Source organism: Bradyrhizobium sp. CCBAU 11386 (genome assembly GCF_028128955.1).
Classification (GTDB): domain Bacteria; phylum Pseudomonadota; class Alphaproteobacteria; order Rhizobiales; family Xanthobacteraceae; genus Bradyrhizobium.
In genome coordinates this window covers 30,782-56,867 of sequence record NZ_LBKA01000231.1, presented here as the reverse complement: position 1 = coordinate 56,867, position 26,086 = coordinate 30,782, and the positions used below count along the sequence as shown (strand labels likewise).

Genomic DNA, 26,086 nt, shown 5'->3' with positions numbered 1-26,086 from the left:
TGTTTTGACAACATTTTTCGAATTTCCACCGCCATCAGGCCGCGAGATCGACGCAGCTGCGCCGATCCGTAGCGAGCTTCTGGAGTGCCTCGGCAACCGCCGCGACCTTGCCGACCTCGAGGTCGCGCAGCGGCGGACGTACCGAGCCGCCGCTGAAGCCGCGCAAATTCATCGCGGCCTTCGTCGTCTGGGGCTGCCCAAACTCGCGCGCCAACGCGCGGAGCGGATACCACAGCCGGTGAAGGTTTCGCGCCGTCGTCGCGTCGCCGGCTTCCAACGCCCGATAGGTCGCGAGAATGAGCTCGGGCAAGGCGCAGCTGTTGGTCGAGCTGACGCCGTCGAAGCCGCACATCACGGGTCCGAGGAATGCGAGGTCCGAAGCACAGAACAACCGAATGCGTCCGAACAGCCGATTTGCGATCTGATCGATGGCCGTCGGCGAGAGGTCGCCCTGCTTCACACCGACCACGCCCGGAATGTCCGCAAGCTGCTCCAGCGTCGACGGCGACAATGTGATGCCGATGCCTGGCGCATTGTAGACGAGCACGCCGGTCCGAGAGAGCGGAACCATGTCTCGAAAGAACGTCACGATCTGAGCATCGGTGACTTCCGAGACGTAAGGCGGCGTCACCATCGGCAAGCCGCCGAGATCTGCGGCAAGCGTCGTCAGTTTGCGAACCACGCGAACATCGGAATCGGCGGTGCACAGCATCACCGGAACGCGATCGCCGACGATATCCATGACGCGCCGGAATAGAGCAGCCCGCTCCTCGGTCGACATGGCCGGAAACTCGCCATAGGTGCCGCCAATGAGGATGCCGTCAAAGCCGAGACCGATGACCCGCTCGATATTGCGCGCCAGGCCCGCATGGTCGAAGGCTCCGTCGACCCTGAACGGCGTAACCGTGATATTGAAGAGCCCACGCAGTCGCGCGTGGCATTCAGTGATGTCCTTCATGATGTCTGTCCTCGGCTCAAGTTGACGTCAGCCCGCGACGCGCAGGATGGAGCGATCGATGGTGCTGAGCGGCCGGCAGCCGGTTTCGGTAACGATGACGGTCTCGCTGACGCCGACGGTGAATTGGCCGAAATCCCGCATCGCGACCGGGAGATGGAACGTCATGCCCGGGCGCAATTCGGTGGTCACTCCCGTGTACAGGCTGAGCACGCCTCCCTCGCCCCAATCGGGCGCAAAGGCGATGCCGATGCTGTAGCCGACCCGCTTCTTGAAGTTGTCGGTATAGCCGGCGCGATCGATGATCCGCTGACAGGCCAGGTGTGGCGCCTCGCAGGGCGCGCCCGGCTTGATCGCCTCGAGCGCCGCGGAAAGTCCGTCCTGACAGGTCTTCTCCATGTCGATCGCGCGCTGCGGCATGGCACCAATCCAGGCGCTACGCATCAGCGCCGCGTGATAGCGATCATGGCTGGCCGCCATTTCCAGAAACGCAGGATCGTCGGCTCCGATCCGTCCACGCCGCCAGGTGCCATGCGGCACACCGCTGCGGCGGCCGACGGAGACCAGCGGCTCCATGCCGACATATTCAGAGCCCGCCGCGATCGACGTTCCCACCATCGCGGAGACCAGGTCGTTTTCGCTCGCGCCGCGCTTCACCGCGGCAAGTCCTGCGCGCATGCCGGCTTCGACATAGGAAGCGGCCGTTGCGATCTTCTCCAGCTCGGCCGCCGACTTCACGATACGGAGCTGCTCGATGATGCCAGCCCCGTCGTGGAGCTTCCCAAGCTTGTCCTGGAGCGCCTCGTAAGTCGCGACCGGCAGGAACCAGCCGCGCTTGTCGATCGCAATGCGTTTGGCGGCCCAGCCGCGCGCCTTGATGACGTTCACCAGGAAATTCACCGGCTGGTCGCCGTCCTGGTAAACCTCCGCATCGGCAATGAACGTGTTCGCGATGAAGTTGAAATATTCGAGCTGACGGATGACGAAGGCCGGCTCACCTTCGACCGGCAGGACCAGCGCCTGGAACGTGTAATAGCCCGGTGTCTGCTGACCGGTGAGGTAGAAGATGTTCTCCGGTCCGGTGACAACCATGACGTCGATGCCGGCCTTGGCGAGGAGCGCGCGTGCACGTGCGACCCGTCCGTCATATTCCTGTTTCGGGAAGGCTGATTCAGATCCCTGCTGCACGCTCGCGCTAGTCATATCTCTCGTCTCCGATAAGCTTGGTGGTGGCAGCGTCGAACCTGACCCCGAGGCCAAGGGCGCCTTCTGCATGGACCGTTCCCGCGGTGTAGGAGATGCCCGAGGCCGGATCATCGAGCAGCCCGTCGGCCCCGTAGAGCTCGGCGAATTCAGGCATGGTCGCGCAGGCGACGTGCAGTGCCGCCGCGGTGGCCGCGGCTCCTTCGTTCATCTGGCCGATCATGAAGGGCACGCCGGCCTCCGACAGCTTCCGCGCCGCCGCGACGGTCGGCGCAATGCCGCCGAGCTTCACCAGCTTGAGGTGCGCAAACACCCGCCCCTCATAGGCACATATCCGTGTGACATCGCCGATCGTGGCGATGCTCTCGTCGAGCATCACCGCAATCGGGCTTCGCCGCGCGAGTTCATCGATGCCCGCCCAATCGCCGGCCGGCACCGGCTGCTCGACATAGACGAGATCGTAGGCGGCAAGCGCGTCAAGCCTTGCCAGCGCCTCGTCGGCGCTCCATCGCCCGTTGGCATCGGCTGCAATCTTCACCCGTCCGCCAAAACGCTCCCGCAGCGCCGCGATGCGACGCAGATCCTCGGCAAACTCCCCGACCGCGATGCGCACCTTGAGATCCGTATAGCCGCGGTCGACATAAGCCTGCGCCTGCGCGAGAAAATCCTGGTCGGAAGACCAGAACAGGGTCTGGTTCGTCTTGCAGGCCACATCCTGCCCCGGGGCGCCGAGCCAGGCGGCAACAGTCTTGTTCGCCCGACGCGCGACGAGATCATGCAACGCGCAATCGATCAACGTACGGACCGGCGCGATATACGGCGTCTCCCAAAGCGTCATCATCGCGATCAGATCGAGCGGATCGCGCCGCCAGTCGACCTCGCGAATTGCGGCGATAGCGGACTCCACGACGGTGCCTTCGTCGTAGCCGTTGAGGTAGGCGATGTTGGCCCTCACCTCGCCGACGCCGACCGTCTCGCCGTCGTCGAGCCGCAGGTAGACTTCCTTCAGCGAGGGAATGCTGCCTGACGAGGCGGTGTGCAGGACGAGCCCGCCGCCATAGTGCAGATCGGCCAAGTGCAGTGAAACGCGCAAATGTGCGGATCCTAGTTGCGCAGCATGGCTTTCGCCACGTCACGATAGATCAGGCTGGCGGTGATGAATTCATCGACGGGCACGAACTCGTCGGGCTTGTGGGCGACCGCGAGATCGCCCGGGCCGATCACGGTCCCCTGCGCACCGATGCTGCGGAAATGCACGAGATCGCAGGCGCCCTGGAAGCCGAACGGGCCCGGCTTGGCCACACCATGGGCCCGGCTCGCGGCAAGGCTCGCACTCACGATCGGACTGTCCGGCGCGGTTTCCGTTGCTCCGCCCGTGGTCGCCTTGTAGTCGACGACTTCGGCGCGCAGGCCGAAACGCTCGCGCGCGATCACGAGGATCTCGCCGATCTCGCGCTTGACCGTCTCCTCGTCCTCGCCCGGCACCATCCGGCGATCGAGCAGCAGATCGCAGGCGCCGGGCAGAACATTGTCGGCGTGGCCGCCATTGATCCGCGTGACCGTGAGGCTGGCCGCTCCGACCAGTGGATGCGTGCGGTGACGGATGACCTTGTCGTGATGTTCGGCGACAAGCCCCAGCAATTCGGCGGCCCGGTAGATTGCGTTCTCGCCAAGGTGCGGCGTTCCGGAATGTGCCGACACGCCGTAGACCCGCACGATTGGCCGCAGGCTGCCCTTGTGCGCGGAAAAGACCGCATTCGATGTCGGCTCGCCGACCACGGCAGCATCGATCCTGGGATGGCCGGCGGCGTAGTACCTGGCGCCCTCGCTGGCGATCTCCTCATCGGCCACGAAGACGCCAAGCAGCGTGCCCGACCAGGCCGTGCGATCGCCCGCCAGCATGCGCATGGCCTCCAGCATGGCGGCCAATGGCCCCTTGCAGTCGCAGGCGCCGCGGCCGTAGAGCCGTCCGTCCTTCTCGGTCAGGCCAAAGGGATCGGAGGACCAGCCCTCGCCTGCGGGCACGACGTCCATATGGGTATTGAACGCGAAGACCGGGCCTGCGCCATTCTCAAGCCGCGCGATAACGTTGACCCGTCCCGGCTTGTACTCCTGCACCGTGACGCCGAAGCCACCACCGACCAGCAGCTCACGCAGATATTCCGCCGCAGGCGCCTCGTGACCGGGAGGATTCTGCGTATCGATCGCAATGAGCCTTGCGAGCTCGTGCTTCATGCGTGCGACGTCGGGAGAGCTGGACATCAAAGGGTTCCGGATATCGGGAGTCAGTGGAGGATCTGATCGAGAAAGCGCTGCGTGCGGTCGTTGACCGTGCCGCCGAAGAACCGGTCGCTCGGCGCGCTCTCGATGATCTCACCGTGCTCCATGAACACGATCCTGTCGGCCGCTCGCCGGGCGAATCCCATCTCATGGGTGACCACGATGCTGGTCATGCCTTCGGCGCTGAGCGTTGCCATGACGTCAATCACCTCACGGATCATTTCCGGATCGAGCGCGGAGGTCGGCTCATCGTACAGCATCAGCTTGGGCCGCATCGCGAGCGCACGCGCGATGGCGACGCGCTGCTGCTGGCCGCCGGACAGTTCGTCCGGAAACGCGTCCGCCTTCTCGGGGATCTGCACCTTGCGCAGAAGCTCGGTCGCGATGTCGTGGGCGTCGGCACGGCTGATCCCGAGAATCTTCACCGGTGCCAGCATGACGTTCTCGACGGCCGAGAGATGGGCAAACAATTCGAAGTTCTGGAACACCATGCCTATCTGCCGGCGCAGCAGATAAGCCGTACGCCGGGCGCGCGTGACGTTCTCGCCTTCGAAGAAGATGTCGCCGCTGTCGACCGTCTCCAGCAGGTTGACGCAGCGCAGCAGCGTCGATTTGCCGGAGCCCGACGGACCGATCACGACAACCGTCTCGGAGGGCTCGACTGCCAGCGTGCACGTCTTCAGCACCTGCGTCGCGCCGAAGCTCTTGCTGACGCCGATGATCTCGAGGAGGTGCTGCATGTCGCTACCGCACCGCCACGATCTTCGATGTGCCAAGCATCCGTTCGGTCAACGAAAGCCGTCGCATGCCCCGCCGTTTCTTCGGATCGAGGGCGATCTCCATGAGGATCTGCAGACCCATGAAGATCGTGGTCATCGCGAGATAGTAGATGCCAGCCGCGGTCAGCGCCTCGAAGTAGCGGAAGTCGGCGCTCGCCGCCTGGTTCGCGACCAGCAGCAGCTCCTCCACGGCGATCACGGAGACGAGCGCGCTGAGCTTCAGCATGCCGATCATCTGGTTGCCGATCGGCGGCAGCACGATCCGCGCGGCCTGCGGAATCACGACATGGCGCATCATCTGCATCCCGGTCATGCCGAGCGCGAGACCGGCCGTGCGCTGCCCTTTCTTCACCGCCTGAAGCCCCGAGCGCAGGATCTCCGCCATATAGGCGCCCTCGTTCAGCGACAGCGCCAGCACCGCGCATACGAACGCCGATAGCCTGATGCCGAACGACGGCAGCACGTTGTAGATGAAGATGATCTGGAACAGCACGGGCGTGCCGCGGAAGAGCCAGAGATAGGCGATCGTCACGACGGCGCCGATCCGCGTCTGGCTCTCCTGGATCAGCGCGAGCACAAGCCCGATCAGGATGCCGAAGACGAGTGACGCGAGCGTGAGCAGCAGCGTCATCTCCGCGCCGCGCAAAAAGTTCGGCGAGGTCAGATATTTCAGGACGAGCTCGATGGACATCGGCCGGCTCCTTCAGTCGAACAGCGCTACCGAGGCGGGAAACTTCCAGGTTTCGATCAGCTTCTTGTAGGAGCCGTCAGCGACGATCTCCTTGAGCGCGGCTTCGATCGCCGATTTCATGGCGCCATCGCCCTTGCGCACCGCCATGCCAATCTGTGTGTTGGCCTCGAACTCCGGGCCGGCCACGGCATAGACGCCCGGCACCTTCTCCATCAGCTCGACCACGCCCGGGGTCGAATTGAACAGGGCATCGGCACGCCCCTGCCGCAGCGTCAGCGCCGAATCCTGCGCTGTGGGGAGCGTCATCACGTTGATGGCGGCAAGCCCCTTGTCGCGGCAGCGCTTGTCGTCCTGGCGCGCGTAGCTTTCCTGAATGCCGCCGAGCGTGACGGCGATGGTCTTGCCGCAGAGGGAATCGTCGCGACCGGTGATCTTGGCGGGATTGTCCGCCTGCACCACCACGAGCGTCCCGATCTTGAGATAGGGAACGAAGTCGACCTGGCCGGCGCGCTGCTCGTTGATGTACATGGCCGAGTTGATGAGATCGACGCGGCCGCCCTGCAGCGCGACGATCAGCCCCTTGAACTCCATGTTCATCGGCTTGGCCTCGGCCCCGAGTTTCTTGCCGAGCAGCCCGATCATATCGATGTCGAAGCCGGAGAGCTTGCCGTCCTTCTGGAATTCGAACGGCGCGAAAGTGCCGGCAACGCCGTAGGTCAGCGCGCCTTTCTCGACCAGCGAGACCGAAGACAGATCCGCGGCCGTCAACGGCCCGGACAGAACAAGCGACAGGACTCCGCAGGCAAGGCGCAAACGAGACATCGGTGGCTCCTGACTTGATTGTTCTATTGTTGATTATTATACAATCATTGCTGCCTTCAGCGTCAAGCCTGTTCAGCGGGCAATTCCTGACCAAGGCTTAGTCAGGAAGTTCAGTCAGGAGTTTTGGCGCGGATCGCAGCCTGCGGCTATTGTATCAGTAGCTACAACTTGTACTTTAGGACGGATTCGAGAGCCCCTTCCATGGCGCGGTCAACGCAACAAAGTCGCTTTCGCCTCGCCAACCAGATTCTCGATGTCATCCGGAATGCCAGGCTTGAGCCCGGCCATCATCTGCGCGAGCAGCAGCTGGCCGACCTGATCGGCGTCTCGCGAACGCCGATCAGGTCCGCGCTCGACCTCCTGGCCGAACGCGGCATCGTGGAGACGCGGAAGAACCACGGGTTCTTCCTGCGAAAGCCGTTCGAATCCCTTCACCGGATCGAGATCGAAGTCCCCTCGACGATTGACGAGGAGCTTTACACGAGGCTCGTTCGCGATCGCCTCGAGCATCGCATTCCGAACTCGGTGACACAGAGCGAGATCGCGCGGCGGTACAATGTCGACCGGGCGGCGCTGGCGCGCACCCTTTCGCGGCTCGCCGAAGACGGCTTGATCGCACGCAAGCAGGGGCATGGCTGGACTTTCCTGCCGACGCTCGATTCACTTGTCTCGCTCAGAGCCAGCTACGAATTCCGGCTGACGCTCGAGCCCTCGGGCTTTCTGCTGCCGACGTTCAAGCCGGACCCCGCCGCGATCGAACGGATGCGGCTGCAACATCTGTATCTCGCCTCCCATCCCGACATCGCCTCGATCTCCAGCACGCAATTGTTCGAGACCGATGCCGCATTCCATGAGATGTGCGCCGAGTTCTGCGGCAACGCCTTCTTTGCGCAGGCCATTCAGTACCAGAACCGGCTGCGGCGCCTGCTCGAGTTCGGCAGCTATTTCGACAGCCGGCGCGTCCGCGAATGGTGCCGCGAGCACCTCGCGATCATCGAGGCCATTGCCGACGGCAACGCTCAGATGGCGTCAACCCGCATGCGTGTGCACCTGGAACAGGCCTTTCTCGCCGCACGGACGGCAGCACCATGACGCAAGAGCAGAATTCCTGAATCCGGCGCCCGTCAGCTCTCGCTGAGCGAGCCTGGCCGCCTCCCTCATGGAAACGCCAGCCGGCCGGTCTGGAGCGCCCACATCACGCTGGTCAGCGTGACCACGGACGCAAAGGTCCCGAGCAGCACCGCGACGGAAGCGGATTCGATCCAGGCCCCGTTCTGCCGGGCGATCACGAACACGTTCAGCGCCGGCGGCAGCGAGGCCATCAGCACGGCGGTCGCGGCCCAGGGCTGCGCGAACGGGCCGAACGCCAGCATCAGGCCGAACGCTGCGAGCGGATGGATCAGGAGCTTCACCACGATCACGCCCGGCACCTCCCACGGCACCCGGTCGAACGGGCGGAGCGCCACGGTCACGCCGAGCACGAACAGCGCGGTCGGCGCGGCTGCGTTCTGGAGGAAGGTGATGGTGCGGTCGAGCGCGACCGGCAGCTCGATATGCAGCGCTGCCACCGCCGCGCCAAAACAGGCCGACATGATCAGCGGGTTGAGCACGATCTGCTTCAGCACCACGCCGAAGGCGTGCACGATCGAGGGATGATCGCGGTCGGACAGCTCGATCAGGAGCGGCACGATCGTGAACAGGAAGATGCTGTCGCAGCAGAAGATCAGCGCGGTCGGCGCCGACGCCTTCGTCCCAAGCACTGCGAGCGCCAGCCCCGGCCCCATATAGCCGATGTTGCCGTAACCGCCGGAGAGCCCTGCCAGCGTCGCCTCGCGCAGCGTCAGGCGGCCGAGAACCTTGCCGACGACCAGCGCCAGCGCGAACGCCGTAACCGTCGACAGCGTGGTCGCCACCAGGAACGGCGGGTTGTTCAGCTCCGCAAACGGCGTCTTCGACATGATCGCGAACAGCAGCGCCGGCAGCGACACGTAGAGCAGGAAGAAGTTCATCCAGGCGAGGCCCGTTTCCGGCAGCGCCTTGACCTTGCCGCAGGCAAATCCGACGAAGATCAAGCCGAAATAAGGTAATGCCAGATTGAGGATATCGGCCATTTCTAAGGTTTTTTCTGAAGACTTGAGGGCTATCCGCCCCCTAGGCGAGCATTAATTCCAGGTGAGGCCACTAGCATCGGCCACAATCCTGGTCTATCGACGGAGAATGATTAAAGCGCGGACCGCGAAATTCCAGATCGGACAGGTCGTTCGCCACCGGATCTTCTCGTTCCGGGGCGTGATCTTCGACATCGATCCGGAATTCAACAACACCGAGGAGTGGTGGCTGTCGATCCCCGAGGAGGTGCGGCCCCACAAGGACCAGCCGTTCTACCATCTGCTCGCGGAGAACGCGGAATCGGAATACGTCGCCTATGTGTCCGAGCAGAACCTGTTGCCCGACGAGTCCGGCGAGCCGATCCGGCACTCGCAGGTCGCCGAGATCTTCATCAAGGACAAGGGCGGCGGTTACCGCCCGCGCAATCCGTCGCTGAACTGAGTCAAGCCGCCGGCATGCGGCCAATAGAAAAGGCGCTCGAAGTGAGCGCCTTTTTCATGTCCGGGATCTGGTCCCGATTATTTCTGGCCGGCCGGAGCCGCACCGGGCGCAGCGCCGCTCTGCTCGAGCTTCTTGCGCTGCTCGTCGGCCTTCTTCTGAAGCTCTTCCTGGAGCTTCTTCTGGGTTTCCTCGAACACCTTCGGATCGGTCGGCGGACCGTCATAGGCCTTCTGGAATTCGCCTGACAGCGGCAGCGGCAGGGTCAGCGGCGCGCCGTTGGCGTTGATCGCCTGGACCACGAGATTCTGGCCCTTCTTCATGTTGGCGATGAGCTCGGGCGTGGCTTCGTAGTCCGACATGCAGCCGTTCTGGAAGCAGATCACGTACGGGCTCTGCAACGGCGCGTTGCTGTCCACGATGATGCGGGTGCCGTGCACGAGCTGCATGCCGAGCGGCAGCGTTACGCGCAGGATCTTCTTCGGCTCGCCTTCCGGCTCGATGATCACGGCGGCGATGACCGGCTGGCCCGATTCGATGCGGCCGTCCTTGCCGGTGAAGCAGACCTGCTTGGCGTTGGCGTCCTGGCCCTTGAGGCAGAACTTGGTCCAGGGGGCGTAGATGAGCTGGATCTGCTGATCAGCCGGCTGGGCTGCGCCCTGCTGCGGCGCGCCCTGCGCCGGGGCCTGCTGGGCCTGCGGCGACGCCGACGGCGCGGGAGCCTTGGGGGCAGCCTTCGGAGCGGCCTTCGGGGCCGGAGCCGCCTTGGGCGCGCCGGGAGCCGGCGTCGGGGTCTGGGCCTCGGCAGCAAACGGAACGACCAACGCCGTCGCCGTCAACAAGGCGAGAAGTCGCCCGCGCGGCCGGACGGACGCGGCCAAGTAACGAAAATTCATTGCGGAAAACCCTTTCTGAACGGGAAGTGCCCGAACCGCTCCGAAGCGCCGAACCTGGCCGCCTTGGGCGCGGCTCTCTCCCCGTCAATTGAGGCGGATAAGTGACGGGCTCGGCGCTCTTGCGCGATTGCCCGCCTTCTTAACGTGGCCGACGAAAAGATCAATGCCGACAACCGTCTTTGGCCGCCCTGGCGCCAGCGCCCCACCAAATTCCCTGTGATAGGATTCAGGCCCGCCGGTCCTCGAATCAACGTGTGCCGATGTTCATGTTCCAGCGCCTTCTCGAGGGCCCCGGCATCCGCCATTGCATCATCCTCGCCTCGGTCCTCGTTATGACCCTCGCTGCGGGGCTGCCGGCAGGCGCACGGGCCGAGGAGGCCCATGCCATCGCCATGCACGACAAGCCGGCGATGCCCGCCGGTTTCACCCACATGCCCTACGCCAATCCCGATGCCCCCAAGGGCGGCCGGCTGACCTGGGGCATGCTCGGCACCTTCGACAGCCTCAATCCCTTCATCGTGAAGGGACTGGCCGTGCAGCAGATGCGCAGCTACGTGGTCGAAAGCCTGCTTGCGCGCGGCCAGGATGAGCCGTTCACGCTCTACGGCCTGCTCGCCAAATCGGTCGAAGCCGACGACGAGCGGAGCCATGTCACGTTCCGCCTCGATCCCCGCGCCCGCTTCTCCGACGGCAAGCCGGTGCTCGCCGAGGACGTGCTGTTCTCCTGGCAGCTCTTGCGCGACCACGGCCGCCCGAACCTTCGGCAGTACTATGCCAAGGTCGCCAGGGCCGAGGCGCCCGATCCCCTCACCGTCCGCTTCGACCTCACCGGCGCCAATGACCGGGAACTGCCGCTGATCCTCGGCCTGATGCCGATCCTGCCGAAGCACGCGGTCGATGTCGCGACCTTCGAGGAGACGACGCTGACGGGGCCGGTCGGCTCGGGCCCGTATCGCGTCGCCGCAGTGAAGCCCGGCGCCAGCGTGACGCTCAGGCGCAATCCCGACTATTGGGGCCGCGACCTCGCCGTCAATCGCGGCCTCTACAATTTCGACGAGATCAGGCTCGACTATTTCCGTGAGGCCAACGGCCAGTTTGAGGCCTTCAAGCGCGGCCTCTACGATTTCCGCGTCGAGAACGAGCCGCTGCGCTGGCACGACGGCTACGATTTTCCGGCCGTCAGAACCGGCGAGGTGATCCGCGACACGGTCAAACCCGGCGTGCCGCAGCCCTCGGAATTCCTGGTCTTCAACACCCGCCGTCCGATGTTCGCCGACATCCGCGTGCGCCAGGCGCTGACGCTGCTGTTCGATTTCGAGCTGGTCAACCGCAACTACTTCTTCTCGCTCTATTCGCGCGTCGCCGGCTATTTCGCCGGCTCGGAGCTGTCGGCCTATGGCAAGCCGGCCGACGCGCGCGAGCGCGAGCTGCTCAAGCCGTTCGCCGCACAAATTCCACCCGATGTCATGGACGGCAGCTACCGCCTGCCGGTGACCGACGGCTCCGGACGCGACCGGACCACGCTGCGGGCTGCGCTGAAACTGTTGTCGGAGGCCGGCTACGATCTCGACGGCACCGTCCTGCGCAACCGCACGACCAAGGCGCCCTTCACGTTCGAGATCCTGGTCACGACCCGCGACCAGGAACGCATCGCGCTCGCCTTCCAGCGCGACCTCAAGCGTGCCGGCATCGAGCCGAGGGTACGGTCGGTCGATCCCGTGCAATTCGACCAGCGCCGGCTCGCTTACGAGTTCGACATGATCCAGAACCGCTGGGACCAGTCGCTGTCGCCCGGCAACGAGCAGTATTTCTATTGGGGCAGCGCTGCCGCCGACAATCCGGGCACCCGCAACTACATGGGCGCCAGGGATCCGGCGATCGATGCAATGATCGGCGCCCTGCTGGAGGCCCGTGAACATACGGCCTTCGTCTCGTCGGTGCGCGCGCTCGACCGCGCCCTGATCGCGGGCTTCTACACAATCCCCCTGTTTAACGTATCCGAGCAATGGATCGCGCGCTGGAATCGGATAGAACGGCCGAAGGCCACCGCGCTGTCCGGCTACCTGCCGGAGACCTGGTGGTCGAAGGGTGAGCCCAGTCAAGCGAAGTGACGCCGTGAACCAGCCAGCCGTATCGCCGACGCTCGACACGCTGTTCCAGCGCACGCTGATGCGGCAGCCGCACGCGACCGCGCTGCTCGACCCCCTCAACAAGGCGCGCGTGACCGGGCACCAGCCGCGGCGGCTGAGCTACGCCGAGGCCGATACCGCCATCGAGGCGCTGTCGGCCTATTTCGTCGAATCGGGCCTGCCGGCCAATTCCGTCATCGCAATCCAGCTTCCGAACACGGTCGAGTTCGTGCTGACCGTGCTCGCCGCCCATCGCGCCGGCCTCGTCGTCGCCGTGCTGCCGCTGCTCTGGCGCCACGCGGAACTGACAGCAGCGCTCAACCGCACCGCGGCGCGCGCCATCGTCACCATGAGCAAGGTCGACGGCATCAGTTATGCCGACCTCGCGATGCACGCTGCGGCCGAGGCGTTCTCCATCCGCCATGTCTGCGGCTTCGGCACCGACCTGCCCGAAGGCATGGCTGCGCTCGACGAGGTGCTGGCCCGCCCGCCCGGCACCACGCGTGCCGTGATCCAGGACGGCCGCAAGGCGGCGATGATCTCCTTCGACGTCACGGCGGAAGGCTTCCGCCCGGTGCCGCGGCCGCATTTCAGCCTGATCGCCGGTGGCCTCGCGATGTCGCTGGAGGCCGACATCAAACAGGGCGCGACCGTGATGGCGGCGTTCACACCGATGTCGTTCGCCGGCCTCGCCTCCTCGCTCGCGGTGTGGCTGCTCTCGGGCGGCGCGCTGGCGCTGCATCATCCCTTCGAGAACGACGTGCTGGAGCAGCAGATCAACGAGCATGAGTGCGAGGTGCTGATCGCGCCCGCGCAGCTCGCGCTGCGCCTTGGCGATTCCGACCTGGCTGCGCGGATGCCGACCTTACGCAACGTCATCGGCCTGTGGCGTGCGCCCGAGCAGGTGGCGGCAAGCGATGCCTGGATCGCGCCGCATGCGCCGCTCACCGACGTCTATCTGTTCGGCGAGGCCGGATTGTTCGGCGCCCGCCGCGGCGAGGACGGCATGCCGGTGGCGGTGATGCCGGGCCCGCACGGCGCCCCGCGCGAACAGTCCGGCTCCTCCATCGCCGGCGAGATCCTGCTGACGCCGAAGGGCACGCTCGGCCTGCGCGGAGCAATGGTGCCGATCGCGGCCTACGCCCCGCCGCAGCCGGTCGGCGAGACGCTGATCGCTCAGCCGCCGCGCGACTATGTCGACACCGGCTATGCGGCGCGGCTCGACCGTCCAAGCGGTGCGATCTGCATCACCGCGCCGCCCTCCGGCATCATGGCCGTCGGCGGCTACCGCTTCCTCTCCAACGACCTCCAGGAATGGGCGCGGCGGCTCGGCCAGGGCGCCCTGCTCACCGCGCTGCCCGACCGCCTCTCCGGTCACCGGCTGGCGGGCCGGGCCCAGGACAACGCCCGCGCCCGCGAGGCGCTCAACGAGCTCGGGCTTAACCCCCTGATGGTTGAGGCTTTTCGCGACCGCTCCGGGCCGGCTTGAGCGAACTTTCGACCCATTCGTTGACGCTGCATTAAGGCGGCCAAACTAGATTGCGCAGCATCTGTCGCGTGATCAGAGTTTGCGATGTCCCAGGCGGGCCCGATCCTCTTTGTGTCCAATGCCGAGCGCCCCGCCTTCGTTGCGGCGCTGGACGAGGCCCGTCTCTTTCCGGTGGTCGACACCGACTGGGCCAGCGCGGCGCGCGCGGTCGAGCAGGTGCAGCCGGCCGCGGTCCTTGCCGCAATGAACAGTGGATATGAGCCGCATCTGGCGCTGCTCTCCAGGAAGATCGCCGACCAGTCGCCCTACCTTCCCTTCGTGGCCCTGGATGCGGCGGGCACGCTGCCACACAACGCCCTGCCCTTCTCCTCGCGCGGCAATCCCGACCGCCTGAGCGCGCGGCTGCGCGCCGCGCTGCGTGTCCGCACCCTTCATGCCACCGTGCTGCGCCGGCTGCCGGAGGTGAAGGTCGCGCTGCCGCAGAGCGATCCGTCGCGCGATGCCACCGTGCTCCTGATCGGCCGCGGCGCGGCCTATCCCGCACTCTCCGTCGCGCTCGGCGAACGCGTCGGCGTCATCGGCGCGCTCTCGATCGAGGCCGCGGCGAAGCATCTCAACACCCGCGACATCGACGGCGTCGTGCTCGCCGAAGGCTTTACCGCGCGCGTCATTGACGCCTTCCTCACGGTGCTGGCCGAGGACACCCGCTTCCGCAGCCTGCCCGTGATCGTCACCGCGCACCAGCTCGTTCAGACGTACGACCTGCCCAATCTCGAGCTCATCCCGGGCGAGCCGGCGAAAGTCGCCGCCAACGCGCTGCCGCTGATCCGCCAGCACGCGCTGGAAGCGCAACTGAGCCGCACGCTGCGCTCGATCGATGCCGGCGGCTGGCTCGATCCGCGCAGCGGCCTGCTCACGACGGAAGCCTTTGCCCGCGATTTCTCCAAGGCTGTCGAGCAGACGCTTGCTCGCGGCGGCGGCCTGTCGGTGGCGCGCTTCGCCTTCGATCCCTCAAATCCCCGCGCCCAGCTCGATGCCGCGCGCATCCTGAGCCGCCTGATGCGGCAGATGGACTTCGGCACAGCGCAGAAGGACGGCTCGGTCATCGTCGTCTTCGCCGAGACCGACTTCCGCACCGCCCACATGATCGCTCGCCGCCTCTCCGCGGTGATGCGGCACACCTCCAACGGCAAGCACGAGATGCGCAGCGATCCCGTGGTCAGCGTGGATTCGCTGTCGTCGTCGGATACGGCAAGGTCGTTGCTGGCGCGGCTGTCCGCCGACGCCTCGCGCGCGGCGTCGTAAATATTCATCCAAGCTGGGTGTTTGCTTCGAAACTGGTCCGACAGCGCCATAGGCGGACCCAGCTTTGATTCTCTACCAATTTTGCCGATCGCAATGAAGCGCGCTGAGGCGTGCACAGAATTTGCACCTCGACAGGCCAGCTCGAAGCTGCGAAGGGAAAGGATTGAATTCGTAATTTTATAGAGCGCGAACCATGATCAGGATCGTTCTTTCAGGCCCTGCCTCAGTTCTGTTCACGTTTGGGTACTCACCATAGATTTCAATCCATTTTGAGGTGTCTTAAATGCGCCGATCAATTGTCATCGCCGCCGTGTTGCTCGCCCTTGGCTCAGGCTCATCGCCGGCCGGCTCGATGCCTCCAGATAAGGCTGAGGCGATCAGCGCGATAGGAGCGGTGATAAATGCTCCCGATACGGGGAAGCTGTACGCCCCGCTGCAAGCGAAAGAGCCTTACGAAAACGTAGTCGTCGAGAGAAATGTCAAGTACGGTCCGCATGACCGCAATCTGTTGGATCTGTTTCGAGCAACGACGTCCCGGAATCGCCCAGTCCTCATCTTTGTTCATGGCGGTGGCTATGAGAGAGGCGACAAGCGGAGCGGCACAAGCCCCTACTATGACAATGTCATGCTGTGGGCGTCGAACAATGGCATGCTCGGCGTCAACATGACCTATCGACTTGCACCCGACCATCCCTGGCCGGCGGCCTCGGACGATGTCGCGTCAGCGGTTGCTTGGGCAAGAGAGAAAATCCGGGACTTCGGAGGCGATCCAGATCGTATCTTTCTGATGGGGCACTCCGCGGGAGCATCCCATGTTGCAAATTACCTTGCACGCGCAATCGTGCCGACGGTCGTCGGCGCGATACTCATATCAGGCACATTCGACCTTCGTCCCCAAGTCGAAGTTCCGGGGCAGAAATCCTATTTTGGCCCCAATACCGAATTGTGGCCGGAGCGATCCTCGATTAAGGGCCTGGTGCGTTCCAACATGCCGTTGCTCGTTGCGCATGGAGGAGTCGATGTACCATATTACATCGACCAGGCAGAAACTCTGAAGGCTGCGATGTGCGCCGAGAACCGCTGTCCAAGGTTTGTGGCGCTCAAAGGCCATAGCCACATGTCGGAAGTTTACTCAATCAACACCGGCGACACGACTCTTACAGAGGCAGTCCTCGCATTTGTAAGGGAGCAGAGATAATCTCACGGGCAAACTCAGCGCTCGCTCCCCTCGTGGCCGACTCCGCGCGCGCGGCGTCGCAGTCATCCGCCGGCGTTCGCTGATCTGATATGCGTCCTGACGTCCGCCGCCGGGCCTCGGCGGCTCAATTCATCATGAGCTTGATCTGGCCGTCCTCAAAGGCCCCCATCGCGAGAGCGTCGCGAGCCATCTTTTCGACGGCCGGCCAATTCGCGAGAAGGTATTTTTGCGCCTGCGCCTTGGTTGGGAGCGTGGTTTGCAAAATACAAGTCTGCCGCGCGTTCCCGTTCGCGATCTGAAAGGACACGGCCTGGGGCCCCTCTTTGAGCTCTTGCTCGGTGGGCTTGGGAAATTTGCGCATGCGGCTCCTTCTCGGGGCTCAGCGAACCGGTGCGGTGACCCCGGACGCTTGATCGGCGCGGGCCATCCCGGCCGCGATCTTCCCGGCTTTCGCCAGGCGCTTCGACCCACCGCCGGGCTGCGTGTTACGGACCGCCTCAGCCAGCATCTCGCGAAGCTCAGCCTTTGTCTTGGGTGCTTGCCGCGTCGTCGACTTCTGCCAGTTTGCCATGCCCCTTATATGGGGATGATCGAGCTAAATGCCACTCTTCGCGTTCGTGCTGGCCGATAGAGCGGGAGTAGCAAGGAGAAAGCCGACAGAATCGTGCAGGAGTTCGTAGGCACGGTCGACAATATCGTCCAGGGATATGGTCTTGGCGAACATGCGCTGCGCCTCAGCCAGCAACTGCTCGCGGGTCGGCATGCTGGACAGGCGCAAGTCGGCACGGTGCTGCAACAGACTGAGCGCGTCCCGGACCGACAATTCGGTCTCGTGGATCGACGTTCTGATCGCGAGCGCGATGTGTTCAGGATCAAAGCGAGCGGCGAGTTGCTCGGCCGCTTGCTTGACCACGCGTGATCCCAGCCGATGCTCGTTGCGCAGAACCTGCCTGGGCGGCAACTTCAGGTCCCGGACAATCCCGAGCCAGGACAAGGCCACCAGGACGTAGTAGGTCAGATCAACCTCATACCAGTAGAACCCCTGACGGGCGCTGGCCTGGTAGGCGTGATGGTTGTTGTGCCACCCCTCGCCCATCGTCAACAGAGCGAGCAGCCAGTTGTTGCGGGAGTCGTCGCCGGTCACATACCGCCTGCGTCCGTGAACATGTGCGAGGGAGTTGATGCAGAACGTGGCGTGATACAGAAGCACGGTGCTCCAGAGGAATCCGACCACGAGTCCTGACCACCCGGCAAGGAGGAAGCACAGCCCCGCGAGCACGGCCGCCGGCAAGAGCTCCAGCCTGTGCAGCCACATCAACTCGGGATACGACGCCAGATCCGATACCTTCACGAGATCAGTCGCATCGTGCTGCCGGTAAAAGATCCAGCCGACATGACTGTACACGAAGCCCTTGTGGCGGGGTGAGTGCACATCATGCGCCGTATCCGAGTGCAGATGATGATGGCGGTGTTTGGCGGCCCACCACAGCACGCTTTTCTGAGCGCTGCTCTGGGCAAGGAAGGCAAGGATGAACTGGAACACCCGGCTCGTCGCGTAAGCCCGATGCGAGAAGTACCGATGATAACCGGCAGTGATCCCAAACATGCGCAACCAATAAAGCGCAGCGCAGATCGCCAGGGCTTGCCACGAGACGTCCGACCAGATCGCCGCGACGCATCCCGCATGAATCAATACAAACGGCAGGACCTGCGGATACATGACGTCGTCGTGTTCCTGATCTGATTCCCCGCCTGAATCGATATTGATAGACACGCTCGCGACCTCAGCTGTTTCGATGGGCGGGCCGACCCGCAACCGATGTAAAAAACCCGCGGCCGGTAAACCAGTCGCGGGTCGAGAGAACCAGAAGCTCTGCCAGTACATCCGTGGTCAAAGCAACATAGTACCGATTGCGGCAGCCTAGGCGGCGCGCAGATTTTCCGCAGCAGACTTGCCGGTCCGGCGGTCCGCGACGATTTCGAAGGAAACCTTCTGCCCCTCGTTGAGGGTGCTCATGCCGGCGCGTTCGACTGCGCTGATATGAACGAAAACATCCTGGCCTCCCTGGTCCGGCTGAATGAAGCCGAAACCTTTTTGGCCGTTAAACCACTTCACAGTTCCCGTATTCATGGGGTCGTCCTTTAACATAGATAAGTCTTTGGAACCGCGCTCAAGAGCGCAGTCAGCGAATTCGAGATCTGGAGGGAGGGTCGTCAGTCAGGCGCGCTTATCAGCGGCGAGGCCAAGTCGTTCGGCCGAAACTCGATGAAGCCAATATGGCTGTTGTCCGGGCATTTCACAAGGGGCCATATGTCGCTGTTTTCGGACCCAAGTGCCCCGTGGACGGCCGCGCGGGCGCCCCTTCCGTGTGGGAGAGGCTCGGTCGCGGCAAGCCAGCGCTCGAAGCTCGGCTTGAGGAAGTTCGAGCTTACGCGGACCTCTCCAGCTCTACGGACGGCTCCTTCTGAAGTCTGTCGGCCGCCTGATGCGGCAGATGGACTTTGGCGCGGCGCGCAGCGATCCCGTGGTCTCTGTGGATCACCGTCGCCGTTGGACACGGCGGGTCGTTGCTGGCGCGGCTCTTGGCCGACGCGTCCCTACGCCACTGCTGTTGCAGTGCGCCTCGCTCTCATCTATCAAATCGAAGAAGCCGGCAGAACCACATCGTCCAGGTCGCAACGCTCCGGTCTTGCGCCGACGCTTCACAGCGACGCGCTGTTGCGAGCTCGCCAAGGACTCTCAGATGCATCCCACCGATCTGCCTACCCAACCCGGCGTCGTTCGTCCTGGCGCGATCGGTCACAGCCGCGCAGTCGTCGGCCGCAATTTCGCGTTCATGCCGCCTGAAGGCGTCTTGAAGAGCCGGCTGCCGGCGTGGGTGTCAACGACTGTGCGTTTTCTGGCGGCGCCGACCCTCGGAGCCGATTTTGCCCAGTTCATGCTGGAAATCGAGCCCTCGGGCGGCACGGCCCAGCCGATCTGCGTGGACATTCAGCACTTCTTCTACGTCGTCACGGGAGCCGTCGACATCAGCATCGGCACCGAACCTCCGACCTCACTGACAGCAGGCGCCTTTGCCTACGTTCCGGCCAACACGTCCTTCACGATGAGCTGCCATCCCGCTGCTCCCGCCCGCGTTCTCGCGGTCAAGAAGCGTTATGAAACGGTTGACGGCATCGCGTCACCGGCGGCAATCATCGGTCAACAACAATCGATGCCGATAACGAACCATACCGGATTGGAGGGGCGCGGCTTCAAGCACTTGCTTCCAATGGGCGACTTGCGGTTCGATTTCGAGATGAATCTGATGTTCTTCCAACCCGGCGTCTGCTTTCCAGCCGTCGAGACCCATATCATGGAACACGGGTTGTTCATGCTGGAGGGGCAAGGTTTGTATTATCTTGGCGATAGCTGGCACGAAATCTGGGTTGATGACTTCATCTGGATGGGGTCGTTCTGTCCGCAGCAATTCTATCCGACCGGTTCGAACCGCTCGGTCTACCTTCTGTACAAGAACGTCAACCGGGACGTGGTCCTCTGACAAGCGTCGCAGGACACCGGCTCGATTCTTCAGAGCGGAAGCGATAGTAGTCGCTCCCTACGCCGCCTTCTTGGCCTGCGCCAGTTGCGCCAGCTGCCGCAGGATCTCCGTGGTGCCGGCCAGCCGCTCCTCCGGGGTCTCCCAGTCCTGCAGGAACACCACCTTCATGTCGGGCCGCACCTTGGCGGCCTGGCCATGGCTGCGGATGAACGCCACCAGCCGATCGGGATAGGCAAAGGAATTGCCGCGGAAGGCGATGACGGCGCCCTTCGGACCGGCGTCGATCTTCTCGACATTGGCCCTGCGGCAGAACGCCTTGATCGCGGCGACCTTGAAGAGATAGCGCACCTCGTCGGGCAGCACGCCAAAGCGATCGCGCATCTCGGCGCCGAAGTTCTCGATCTCCTCCTCGGTGTCGAGATCGGCCAGGCGCCGGTAGAGCGACAGACGAACCGAGAGATCGCTGACGTAATCCTCCGGGATGAGCACGGGCATGCCGATCGTGATCGACGGCGACCAGCGGTCGGCCGCCGGCTCGGAGACGCCGGCCTTGAGGTTCACGATCGCCTCCTCCAGCATCGACTGGTAGAGCTCGAACCCGACCTCCTTGATGTGGCCGGACTGCTCCTCGCCGAGCAGATTGCCGGCGCCGCGGATGTCGAGGTCGTGCGAGGCGAGTTGGAAGCCCGCGCCCAGAGTCTCCAGCGATTGCAGCACGGTGAGCCGGCGCTCGGCCTGCGCCGTGATCTTCTGCTGCGCCGGCAGCGTGAACAGCGCATAAGCTCGCAGCTTGGAGCGCCCGACGCGGCCGCGGAGCTGATAGAGCTGGGCGAGGCCGAACATGTCGGCGCGATGCACGATCAGCGTGTTGGCGTTGGGAATATCGAGGCCGGATTCGACGATCGTGGTCGACAGCAGGATGTCGAACTTGCCGTCGTAGAACGCCGTCATGATGTCCTCGATCACGGCGGGCGGCATCTGCCCGTGCGCGACCGCGACCTTCATCTCCGGCACGTTCTTGTCGAGGAAATCCTTGACCTCGGCGAGGTCGTCGATGCGCGGCACCACGTAGAACGCCTGGCCGCCGCGATATCGCTCGCGCAACAGCGCCTCGCGGATCATCAAGGGATCGTGCGGGGCGACGAAGGTGCGCACCGCAAGGCGGTCGACCGGGGGCGAGGCAATGATCGAGAGCTCGCGCACGCCGGTGAGCGCCAGCTGCAGCGTGCGCGGGATCGGCGTCGCCGACAGCGTCAGCACGTGCACCTCGGAGCGAAGCGCCTTCAGCCGTTCCTTGTGAGTGACGCCAAAATGCTGCTCCTCGTCGACGACGACGAGGCCGAGATCGCGGAACTTGATCGCCTTGCCGAGCAGCGCGTGGGTGCCGACGACGATGTCGACCGAGCCGTCGGCGATGCCCTTCTTGACCTGGTTCAGCTCCTTGGTCGGGATCAGGCGCGAGGCCTGTGCCACGTTCACCGGAAAGCCCTTGAAGCGCTCGGTGAAGGTTCTTGCGTGCTGGCGCGCCAGCAGCGTGGTCGGCACCACGACAGCGACCTGCTTGCCTTCGAGCGACACGGCAAAGGCCGCGCGCAAGGCCACCTCGGTCTTGCCAAAGCCGACGTCGCCGCAGATCAACCGGTCCATCGGACGCCCGAGTTCGAGGTCCTTCAGGGTCGATTCGATCGCCCCGAGCTGGTCCTCGGTCTCGTCATAGGGGAAGCGCGCACAGAATTCGTCATAGAGGCCCGGCTGCACCGGCAGCTTGGGCGCCTCGTGCAAATGGCGCGCGGCGGCGATCTTGATCAACTCGCCCGCGATCTCGCGGATGCGGTTCTTGAGTTTCGCCTTGCGGGTCTGCCAGCCGCTGCCGCCGAGACGGTCGAGCTCGACCGTGGTCTGGTCGGAGCCGTAGCGGGACAGCAGCTCGATGTTCTCGACGGGGAGGAACAGCTTCGTCTCGGCGGCGTAATGCAGCTCGAGACAATCATGCGGAGCGCCGGCGACGTCGAGCGTTTGCAGGCCGACGAACCGCCCAATGCCGTGATCGACGTGGACCACGATGTCGCCGGCGGCAAGGCTCGTCACCTCCGAGATGAAATTGTCGAGCTTGCGGCTCGCCCTGCGCGGCCGCACCAGGCGGTCGCCGAGGATATCCTGCTCGCTGATGAGCGCGATCTCGTCGGTCTCGAAGCCGCTCTCCAAGCCGAGCACGGCGAGCATGGTCTCGTTGCGCGGGGTCGCCTGCACCGTGCGCCAGCTGTTGACGCTGGTGGTGTGGGCCAGCTTGTGGTCGCGCAGCATCGAGGTCATGCGGTCGCGCGAGCCTTCGCTCCACAGCGTGATCACGACCTTCTTGCGCTGCGCCTGCAAGCCCATCACGTGGCTGACCACGGACTCGAACACGTTGACGGTCGTGTCGTTGCGCTCCGGCGCGAAGTCGCGGCCCTTGCGTGCGCCGGCATCGACGATGCTCGCGCCATCCGCCGGCACCGAGAATTGCGTGAGGCGCGCCAGCGGGATGTCGCCGAGGCGCCTGGTCCACTCCTCTTCGGTGAAATACAGCCGGTCCGGCGGCAGCGGCTTGTAGATGGCGCCGCCGCCCGGATGCTCCATCGCATCGCGGCGGGCCTGGTAATAGTCGAGGATCTGCTTGAAGCGCTCGCGGACGGCGTCCTCGGCCTGCGGCTCGATCGCGACGGCCGCGCCTTGCAGATAGTCGAACAGCGTGTCCATCCGATCCTGGAACAGCGGCAGCCAGTGCTCCATGCCGGGATGGCGGCGGCCTTCGCTGACGGCCTCGTACAGCGCATCGTCGCGCTCGGGCGCGCCGAACTCGGCGACATAACCCATGCGGAAGCGGCGGATGGTGTCGGTGACGAGCTGGAATTCGGAGACCGGGACGAGGTCGAGCGAGCGCATGTCGAGCAGCGTGCGCTGGGTCTCGGCATCGAATGAGCGAATCGATTCCAGGCTGTCGCCGAAGAAGTCGAAGCGCACGGGCTGGTCGAGGCCGGCTGGAAACAGGTCCAGAATGCCGCCGCGCACGGCATATTCGCCGGGCTCGCGCACGGTCGAGGAGCGGTTGTAGCCGTTGTGCTCGAGCCAGGCGACGATGGTGTCCATTGGCACGACGTTGCCGGGGGCGACCGACAGCGCCTGCGCCGCGACGAGCTCGCGCGCGGGCACGCGCTGCACGACGGCGTTGACCGTCGTCAGCACGATCAGCGGCTTGTCGCTACCGGTCAGGGGGGCAAGCCGCGCCAACGTTGTCAGGCGTTGCGCCAAGATGCCGCCATGCGGCGAGACGCGGTCGTAGGGCTGGCAGTCCCAGGCCGGGAAGGTCAGCACCGGCAGATCGGGCGCGAAGAACTGCAGCGCGCGTTCGAGCTGCTGCATCCGCGCGCCGTCGCGGCAGACCACCGCAAGGCTGACGGCCGGCTTCTTCGGCCGCGCCGCGATGGCGCGCGCCAGATCCGAGATAACGAGGCCTTCGGCACCTTCCGCGACATTGGCAAGCGTCAGGGCGCGGCCGGGCGTGAGCAGCTCGGCCGGCGATTTCATTCCCTGCTTCATGCGTTGCCGTCCGCGATCGGAAACGCCTTGATGCGGGCAAACAGCGCGCCGGTGACGTCGGCCGGCAGCGCCTTGTCGCCGGTGATGGCGGCATAGAGGTCGGGATCGTTGACCTCGAGCAGGCGCTCGAGCTCGGCGAGCTCGGCATCGGACAGATTGCCGATCTCGGCATCCGCGAAGCGGCCGAGGATCAGGTCCATCTCGCGCGTGCCGCGGTGCCAGCAGCGGAACAGCAGCCGCTTGCGGCGGTCGTCCAGCCCGTTGCTCGATCGTGTCGTTCCCGTCATGTCTCAATTCCAGTCAAACGCCGAAAGCCCGGACGTGCCGGGCGGGGGAGATATAGCTACTTGGGCGGCCGGTGTCAGCTCTTTGTTTTTGCAATTGTTTGGGGACGGTCATTGCCGGGCTTGACCCGGCAATCCATCGTCATTGAAAGATGGATGCGCGGGTCCCTGCTCCGCCAAAGGCTTCGCCGGGCTTTCGATCTCGGGCCGGCGAAGCTTGAGCGAAGACGGCAAGCCCGCGCATGACGAATGTTGCGAGAAATGCGCCCCAGCCTGCTCAATCCGCTGTTTGCTCCCGTGACCAGCCTGCCCGGCGTCGGTCCGAAGCAGGACAAGCTGTTGCAGTACCTGCTCAGCCGCAACGAGACGCCGCGGCTGGTTGACCTTCTGCTGCACTTGCCGAGCCAGGTCATCGACCGCCGCGCCCGGCCGAAGATTCGCGATGCCGTGCAGGGAACCATGGTGACGCTGGAGGTGACCGTCGACCGCCACCGCCCGCCCCCGCCGCGCAACGCGCGGGCGCCCTATCTCGTGTACGCCAGCGACGATACCGGCGACGTCGTGCTGACGTTCTTCCGCGCCAAGCCCGGCTATGTCGAAAAGCTGCTGCCTGTCGGCGAGAAGCGCTACGTCTCCGGCACGCTCCAGATGTATGACGGCATGCCGCAGATCGTGCATCCCGACCGCGTGCTGGACGAGGAGGCGATTTCAAAACTCTCCGGCATCGACCCGGTCTATCCGCTGACGGAGGGCCTGGCGCTCGGCTCGCTGCGCCGCGCGATCGCGCAAGCGCTGCAGAAATTGCCCGCCTTGCCGGAATGGATCAGCCCGGAAGTGATGCGCCGCTGCCACTTCCCGCCAATCGCGGAAGCCCTCACCCGCGTGCACCAGCCGGTCGAGCTCACGGACATTTTGCCCGATCAACCGTTCTGGTCCCGCCTCGCCTTCGACGAACTGCTGGCCGGCCAGCTGACGCTGGCCCTGATCCGCGCGCAATTGCGCCGTCCGGCCGGCGTGCGCAATGCCGGCGATGGCCATCTGCGCAACAAGATCATCGACGCGCTGCCCTATGCGTTGACGCCTTCCCAGCGCGATGCCGCCGCGGCGATCGCGAACGATCTGCAACAGCCGGTGCGGATGCTGCGCCTGCTCCAGGGCGACGTCGGCTCCGGCAAGACCGTGGTCGCGCTGCTGGCGGCCGCGGCGGTGGCCGAAGTCGGCAAGCAGGCCGCGCTGATGGCCCCGACGGAAATTCTGGCGCGCCAGCACATCAAGACCATCGCGCCGCTGGCGGAGCGCGCCGGCATGCGCGTCGCGATCCTCACCGGCCGCGAAAAGGGCAAGGAGCGACGCGAGATCATCACGCAACTCGCTGAGGGCGAGATCGATCTGCTCGTCGGCACCCATGCGCTGATCCAGGACGACGTGATCTTTCGGGACCTCGCGCTTGCCGTGGTCGATGAGCAGCATCGTTTTGGCGTGCGCGAACGGCTCGCGCTGACCTCCAAGGGCGAAGCCGTTGACGTGCTGGTGCTGAGCGCAACCCCGATCCCGCGCACGCTGGTGCTGACCTATTTCGGCGACATGGACATCAGCGAGCTCCGCGAGAAGCCGGCCGGCCGCCAGCCGATTGACACCCGCGCGGTGGCGATGAGCCGCCTCGGCGAAGTCATGGACGGCGTCGGCCGCGCGCTCGAGTCCGGCAAGCTGGTCTACTGGATCTGCCCGCTGGTCGAGGAATCCGAGGCCGAGGGCACCGAGCACCTGACCAATGCGACAAAACGTTTCGAGAATTTGCAGAAGCGGTTCGGCGAGCGGGTCGGCCTCGTCCACGGCCAGATGAAGGGCACCGAGAAGGATCGCGTGATGGGCCAGTTCGCCGCTCACGAGATCGGGCTGCTGGTCGCGACTACCGTGGTCGAAGTCGGCGTCGACGTGCCCGCCGCCACCATCATGGTGATCGAGAACGCCGAGCGTTTCGGCCTCGCCCAGCTGCATCAGCTCCGCGGCCGCATCGGCCGCGGTTCGGAAGCCTCGACCTGCGTGCTGCTCTACTCGGAGCCACTCGGCGAGATGTCGAAGGCGCGACTGAAAGTGATCCGCGAGACCACCGACGGCTTCCGCATCGCCGAGGAAGACCTGAAGCTGCGCGGCGAAGGCGACGTGCTAGGCGTGCGCCAGAGCGGCCTGCCCGGCTACCGCATCGCGCGCTCGGAGGTGCACGGCCAGCTCATCACCCAGGCCCGCGACGAGGCGCTGCGCATCCTCAAGGACGATCCGAAACTGAAGGGCGAGCGCGGCGAGGCGCTCAGGTGCCTCTTGTATCTCTACGAGCGGGACGAGGCGATTCCGCTGATCGGAGCGGGCTAGTAAAGCGTACCCCAAACAGA

22 protein-coding genes are annotated in these 26,086 nt (G+C 64.7%); 8 read left to right on the top strand and 14 right to left on the bottom strand.

Annotated features, from left to right (window positions below):
- Positions 1-34 precede the first annotated feature (34 nt).
- From XI09_RS22680 to XI09_RS22650, 7 genes are read right to left on the bottom strand one after another with little or no spacing between them, the layout of a single operon-like run.
- Positions 35-958, bottom strand: coding sequence for a dihydrodipicolinate synthase family protein (locus XI09_RS22680; protein ID WP_271568826.1), 924 nt, complete (start codon positions 956-958; stop codon positions 35-37).
- A gap of 27 nt (positions 959-985) precedes the next feature.
- A complete protein-coding gene (locus XI09_RS22675; protein WP_271568825.1) occupies positions 986-2,158 on the bottom strand; it encodes a M24 family metallopeptidase in 1,173 nt (390 codons plus the stop codon).
- The gene (locus XI09_RS22670) at positions 2,151-3,251 is read right to left on the bottom strand and encodes a mandelate racemase/muconate lactonizing enzyme family protein (RefSeq protein ID WP_271568824.1); all 1,101 of its coding nucleotides are present in this window, start codon (positions 3,249-3,251) and stop codon (positions 2,151-2,153) included. Before XI09_RS22670 ends, XI09_RS22675 begins: the two co-directional genes overlap by 8 nt.
- 11 nt (positions 3,252-3,262) lie before the next feature.
- Positions 3,263-4,420, bottom strand: coding sequence for a M20 family metallopeptidase (locus XI09_RS22665; protein WP_271568823.1), 1,158 nt, complete (start codon positions 4,418-4,420; stop codon positions 3,263-3,265).
- A gap of 23 nt (positions 4,421-4,443) precedes the next feature.
- Complete coding sequence (locus tag XI09_RS22660) at positions 4,444-5,178, bottom strand: amino acid ABC transporter ATP-binding protein (protein WP_271568822.1); 735 nt, start codon at positions 5,176-5,178, stop codon at positions 4,444-4,446.
- Between the two features lie 4 nt (positions 5,179-5,182).
- A complete protein-coding gene (locus tag XI09_RS22655) occupies positions 5,183-5,908 on the bottom strand; it encodes an amino acid ABC transporter permease (protein ID WP_271568821.1) in 726 nt (241 codons plus the stop codon).
- Positions 5,909-5,920: 12 nt separating this feature from the next.
- Entirely contained in the window at positions 5,921-6,730 is an 810-nt protein-coding gene (locus tag XI09_RS22650; protein WP_271568820.1) for an ABC transporter substrate-binding protein, read from the bottom strand.
- A 201-nt stretch (positions 6,731-6,931) separates the two neighbouring features.
- Between XI09_RS22650 and XI09_RS22645 the strand changes: the two genes are divergently transcribed.
- The gene (locus XI09_RS22645) at positions 6,932-7,822 is read left to right on the top strand and encodes a GntR family transcriptional regulator (RefSeq protein ID WP_271568819.1); all 891 of its coding nucleotides are present in this window, start codon (positions 6,932-6,934) and stop codon (positions 7,820-7,822) included.
- 65 nt (positions 7,823-7,887) lie between these two features.
- Here the strand turns inward: XI09_RS22645 and XI09_RS22640 are convergent, their stop codons facing one another.
- Positions 7,888-8,841 (bottom strand): AEC family transporter, encoded by a 954-nt coding sequence (locus XI09_RS22640; RefSeq protein ID WP_271568818.1) that lies wholly within the window; start codon positions 8,839-8,841, stop codon positions 7,888-7,890.
- A 106-nt stretch (positions 8,842-8,947) separates the two neighbouring features.
- Between XI09_RS22640 and hspQ the strand changes: the two genes are divergently transcribed.
- Positions 8,948-9,280, top strand: a complete 333-nt coding sequence (gene hspQ, locus XI09_RS22635) for a heat shock protein HspQ (protein ID WP_011087359.1) — start codon at positions 8,948-8,950, stop codon at positions 9,278-9,280.
- 77 nt (positions 9,281-9,357) lie between these two features.
- Here hspQ and XI09_RS22630 read toward each other — a convergent pair whose 3' ends face one another.
- Positions 9,358-10,173, bottom strand: a complete 816-nt coding sequence (locus XI09_RS22630; RefSeq protein WP_271568817.1) for an invasion associated locus B family protein — start codon at positions 10,171-10,173, stop codon at positions 9,358-9,360.
- A 260-nt stretch (positions 10,174-10,433) separates the two neighbouring features.
- Here XI09_RS22630 and XI09_RS22625 point away from each other — a divergent pair, with 260 nt between their 5' ends.
- The 4 genes from XI09_RS22625 to XI09_RS22610 all read left to right on the top strand — a co-directional run bounded on the left by XI09_RS22625 (position 10,434) and on the right by XI09_RS22610 (position 16,294).
- Positions 10,434-12,284 (top strand): extracellular solute-binding protein, encoded by a 1,851-nt coding sequence (locus XI09_RS22625; protein ID WP_271568816.1) that lies wholly within the window; start codon positions 10,434-10,436, stop codon positions 12,282-12,284.
- 4 nt (positions 12,285-12,288) lie between these two features.
- Entirely contained in the window at positions 12,289-13,791 is a 1,503-nt protein-coding gene (locus XI09_RS22620; protein WP_271568815.1) for a class I adenylate-forming enzyme family protein, read from the top strand.
- An 84-nt stretch (positions 13,792-13,875) separates the two neighbouring features.
- Complete coding sequence (locus XI09_RS22615) at positions 13,876-15,096, top strand: GGDEF domain-containing protein (RefSeq protein ID WP_271568814.1); 1,221 nt, start codon at positions 13,876-13,878, stop codon at positions 15,094-15,096.
- A 283-nt stretch (positions 15,097-15,379) separates the two neighbouring features.
- The gene (locus XI09_RS22610) at positions 15,380-16,294 is read left to right on the top strand and encodes an alpha/beta hydrolase (protein ID WP_271568813.1); all 915 of its coding nucleotides are present in this window, start codon (positions 15,380-15,382) and stop codon (positions 16,292-16,294) included.
- Between the two features lie 124 nt (positions 16,295-16,418).
- Here XI09_RS22610 and XI09_RS22605 read toward each other — a convergent pair whose 3' ends face one another.
- From XI09_RS22605 to XI09_RS22595, 3 genes are all read right to left on the bottom strand, one after another.
- Entirely contained in the window at positions 16,419-16,655 is a 237-nt protein-coding gene (locus tag XI09_RS22605; protein WP_027542877.1) for a hypothetical protein, read from the bottom strand.
- Positions 16,656-16,889: 234 nt separating this feature from the next.
- Positions 16,890-18,014, bottom strand: coding sequence for an acyl-CoA desaturase (locus XI09_RS22600; RefSeq protein WP_271568846.1), 1,125 nt, complete (start codon positions 18,012-18,014; stop codon positions 16,890-16,892).
- A gap of 201 nt (positions 18,015-18,215) precedes the next feature.
- The gene (locus XI09_RS22595; protein WP_027542880.1) at positions 18,216-18,425 is read right to left on the bottom strand and encodes a cold-shock protein; all 210 of its coding nucleotides are present in this window, start codon (positions 18,423-18,425) and stop codon (positions 18,216-18,218) included.
- Positions 18,426-19,038: 613 nt separating this feature from the next.
- On the opposite strand from XI09_RS22595, the gene allE reads away from it, so the two are divergent.
- Positions 19,039-19,836: a (S)-ureidoglycine aminohydrolase gene (gene allE / locus XI09_RS22590; RefSeq protein WP_271568812.1), complete on the top strand. Its 798-nt coding sequence runs from the start codon at positions 19,039-19,041 to the stop codon at positions 19,834-19,836.
- A gap of 57 nt (positions 19,837-19,893) precedes the next feature.
- Here the strand turns inward: allE and mfd are convergent, their stop codons facing one another.
- A complete protein-coding gene (mfd, locus tag XI09_RS22585) occupies positions 19,894-23,412 on the bottom strand; it encodes a transcription-repair coupling factor (protein WP_271568811.1) in 3,519 nt (1,172 codons plus the stop codon).
- Entirely contained in the window at positions 23,409-23,699 is a 291-nt protein-coding gene (locus tag XI09_RS22580; RefSeq protein WP_271568810.1) for an FAD assembly factor SdhE, read from the bottom strand. The genes mfd and XI09_RS22580 overlap by 4 nt, the downstream gene beginning before the upstream one ends.
- 258 nt (positions 23,700-23,957) lie before the next feature.
- Here XI09_RS22580 and recG point away from each other — a divergent pair, with 258 nt between their 5' ends.
- Positions 23,958-26,066, top strand: a complete 2,109-nt coding sequence (gene recG, locus XI09_RS22575; protein ID WP_271568809.1) for an ATP-dependent DNA helicase RecG — start codon at positions 23,958-23,960, stop codon at positions 26,064-26,066.
- Positions 26,067-26,086: the final 20 nt, after the last annotated feature.

Excerpts from the sequence above, each read along its gene's own strand:
- XI09_RS22680 (WP_271568826.1), bottom strand. The coding sequence starts at position 958 with ATGAAGGACATCACTGAATGCCACGCGCGACTGCGTGGGCTCTTCAAT.
- XI09_RS22675 (WP_271568825.1), bottom strand. The coding sequence starts at position 2,158 with ATGACTAGCGCGAGCGTGCAGCAGGGATCTGAATCAGCCTTCCCGAAA.
- XI09_RS22665 (WP_271568823.1), bottom strand. The coding sequence starts at position 4,420 with ATGTCCAGCTCTCCCGACGTCGCACGCATGAAGCACGAGCTCGCAAGG.
- XI09_RS22660 (WP_271568822.1), bottom strand. The coding sequence starts at position 5,178 with ATGCAGCACCTCCTCGAGATCATCGGCGTCAGCAAGAGCTTCGGCGCG.
- XI09_RS22655 (WP_271568821.1), bottom strand. The coding sequence starts at position 5,908 with ATGTCCATCGAGCTCGTCCTGAAATATCTGACCTCGCCGAACTTTTTG.
- XI09_RS22650 (WP_271568820.1), bottom strand. The coding sequence starts at position 6,730 with ATGTCTCGTTTGCGCCTTGCCTGCGGAGTCCTGTCGCTTGTTCTGTCC.
- XI09_RS22645 (WP_271568819.1), top strand. The coding sequence starts at position 6,932 with ATGGCGCGGTCAACGCAACAAAGTCGCTTTCGCCTCGCCAACCAGATT.
- XI09_RS22640 (WP_271568818.1), bottom strand. The coding sequence starts at position 8,841 with ATGGCCGATATCCTCAATCTGGCATTACCTTATTTCGGCTTGATCTTC.
- hspQ (WP_011087359.1), top strand. The coding sequence starts at position 8,948 with ATGATTAAAGCGCGGACCGCGAAATTCCAGATCGGACAGGTCGTTCGC.
- XI09_RS22630 (WP_271568817.1), bottom strand. The coding sequence starts at position 10,173 with ATGAATTTTCGTTACTTGGCCGCGTCCGTCCGGCCGCGCGGGCGACTT.
- XI09_RS22625 (WP_271568816.1), top strand. The coding sequence starts at position 10,434 with ATGTTCATGTTCCAGCGCCTTCTCGAGGGCCCCGGCATCCGCCATTGC.
- XI09_RS22615 (WP_271568814.1), top strand. The coding sequence starts at position 13,876 with ATGTCCCAGGCGGGCCCGATCCTCTTTGTGTCCAATGCCGAGCGCCCC.
- XI09_RS22610 (WP_271568813.1), top strand. The coding sequence starts at position 15,380 with ATGCGCCGATCAATTGTCATCGCCGCCGTGTTGCTCGCCCTTGGCTCA.
- XI09_RS22605 (WP_027542877.1), bottom strand. The coding sequence starts at position 16,655 with ATGCGCAAATTTCCCAAGCCCACCGAGCAAGAGCTCAAAGAGGGGCCC.
- XI09_RS22600 (WP_271568846.1), bottom strand. The coding sequence starts at position 18,014 with ATGTATCCGCAGGTCCTGCCGTTTGTATTGATTCATGCGGGATGCGTC.
- XI09_RS22595 (WP_027542880.1), bottom strand. The coding sequence starts at position 18,425 with ATGAATACGGGAACTGTGAAGTGGTTTAACGGCCAAAAAGGTTTCGGC.
- allE (WP_271568812.1), top strand. The coding sequence starts at position 19,039 with ATGCATCCCACCGATCTGCCTACCCAACCCGGCGTCGTTCGTCCTGGC.
- mfd (WP_271568811.1), bottom strand. The coding sequence starts at position 23,412 with ATGAAGCAGGGAATGAAATCGCCGGCCGAGCTGCTCACGCCCGGCCGC.
- XI09_RS22580 (WP_271568810.1), bottom strand. The coding sequence starts at position 23,699 with ATGACGGGAACGACACGATCGAGCAACGGGCTGGACGACCGCCGCAAG.
- recG (WP_271568809.1), top strand. The coding sequence starts at position 23,958 with ATGCGCCCCAGCCTGCTCAATCCGCTGTTTGCTCCCGTGACCAGCCTG.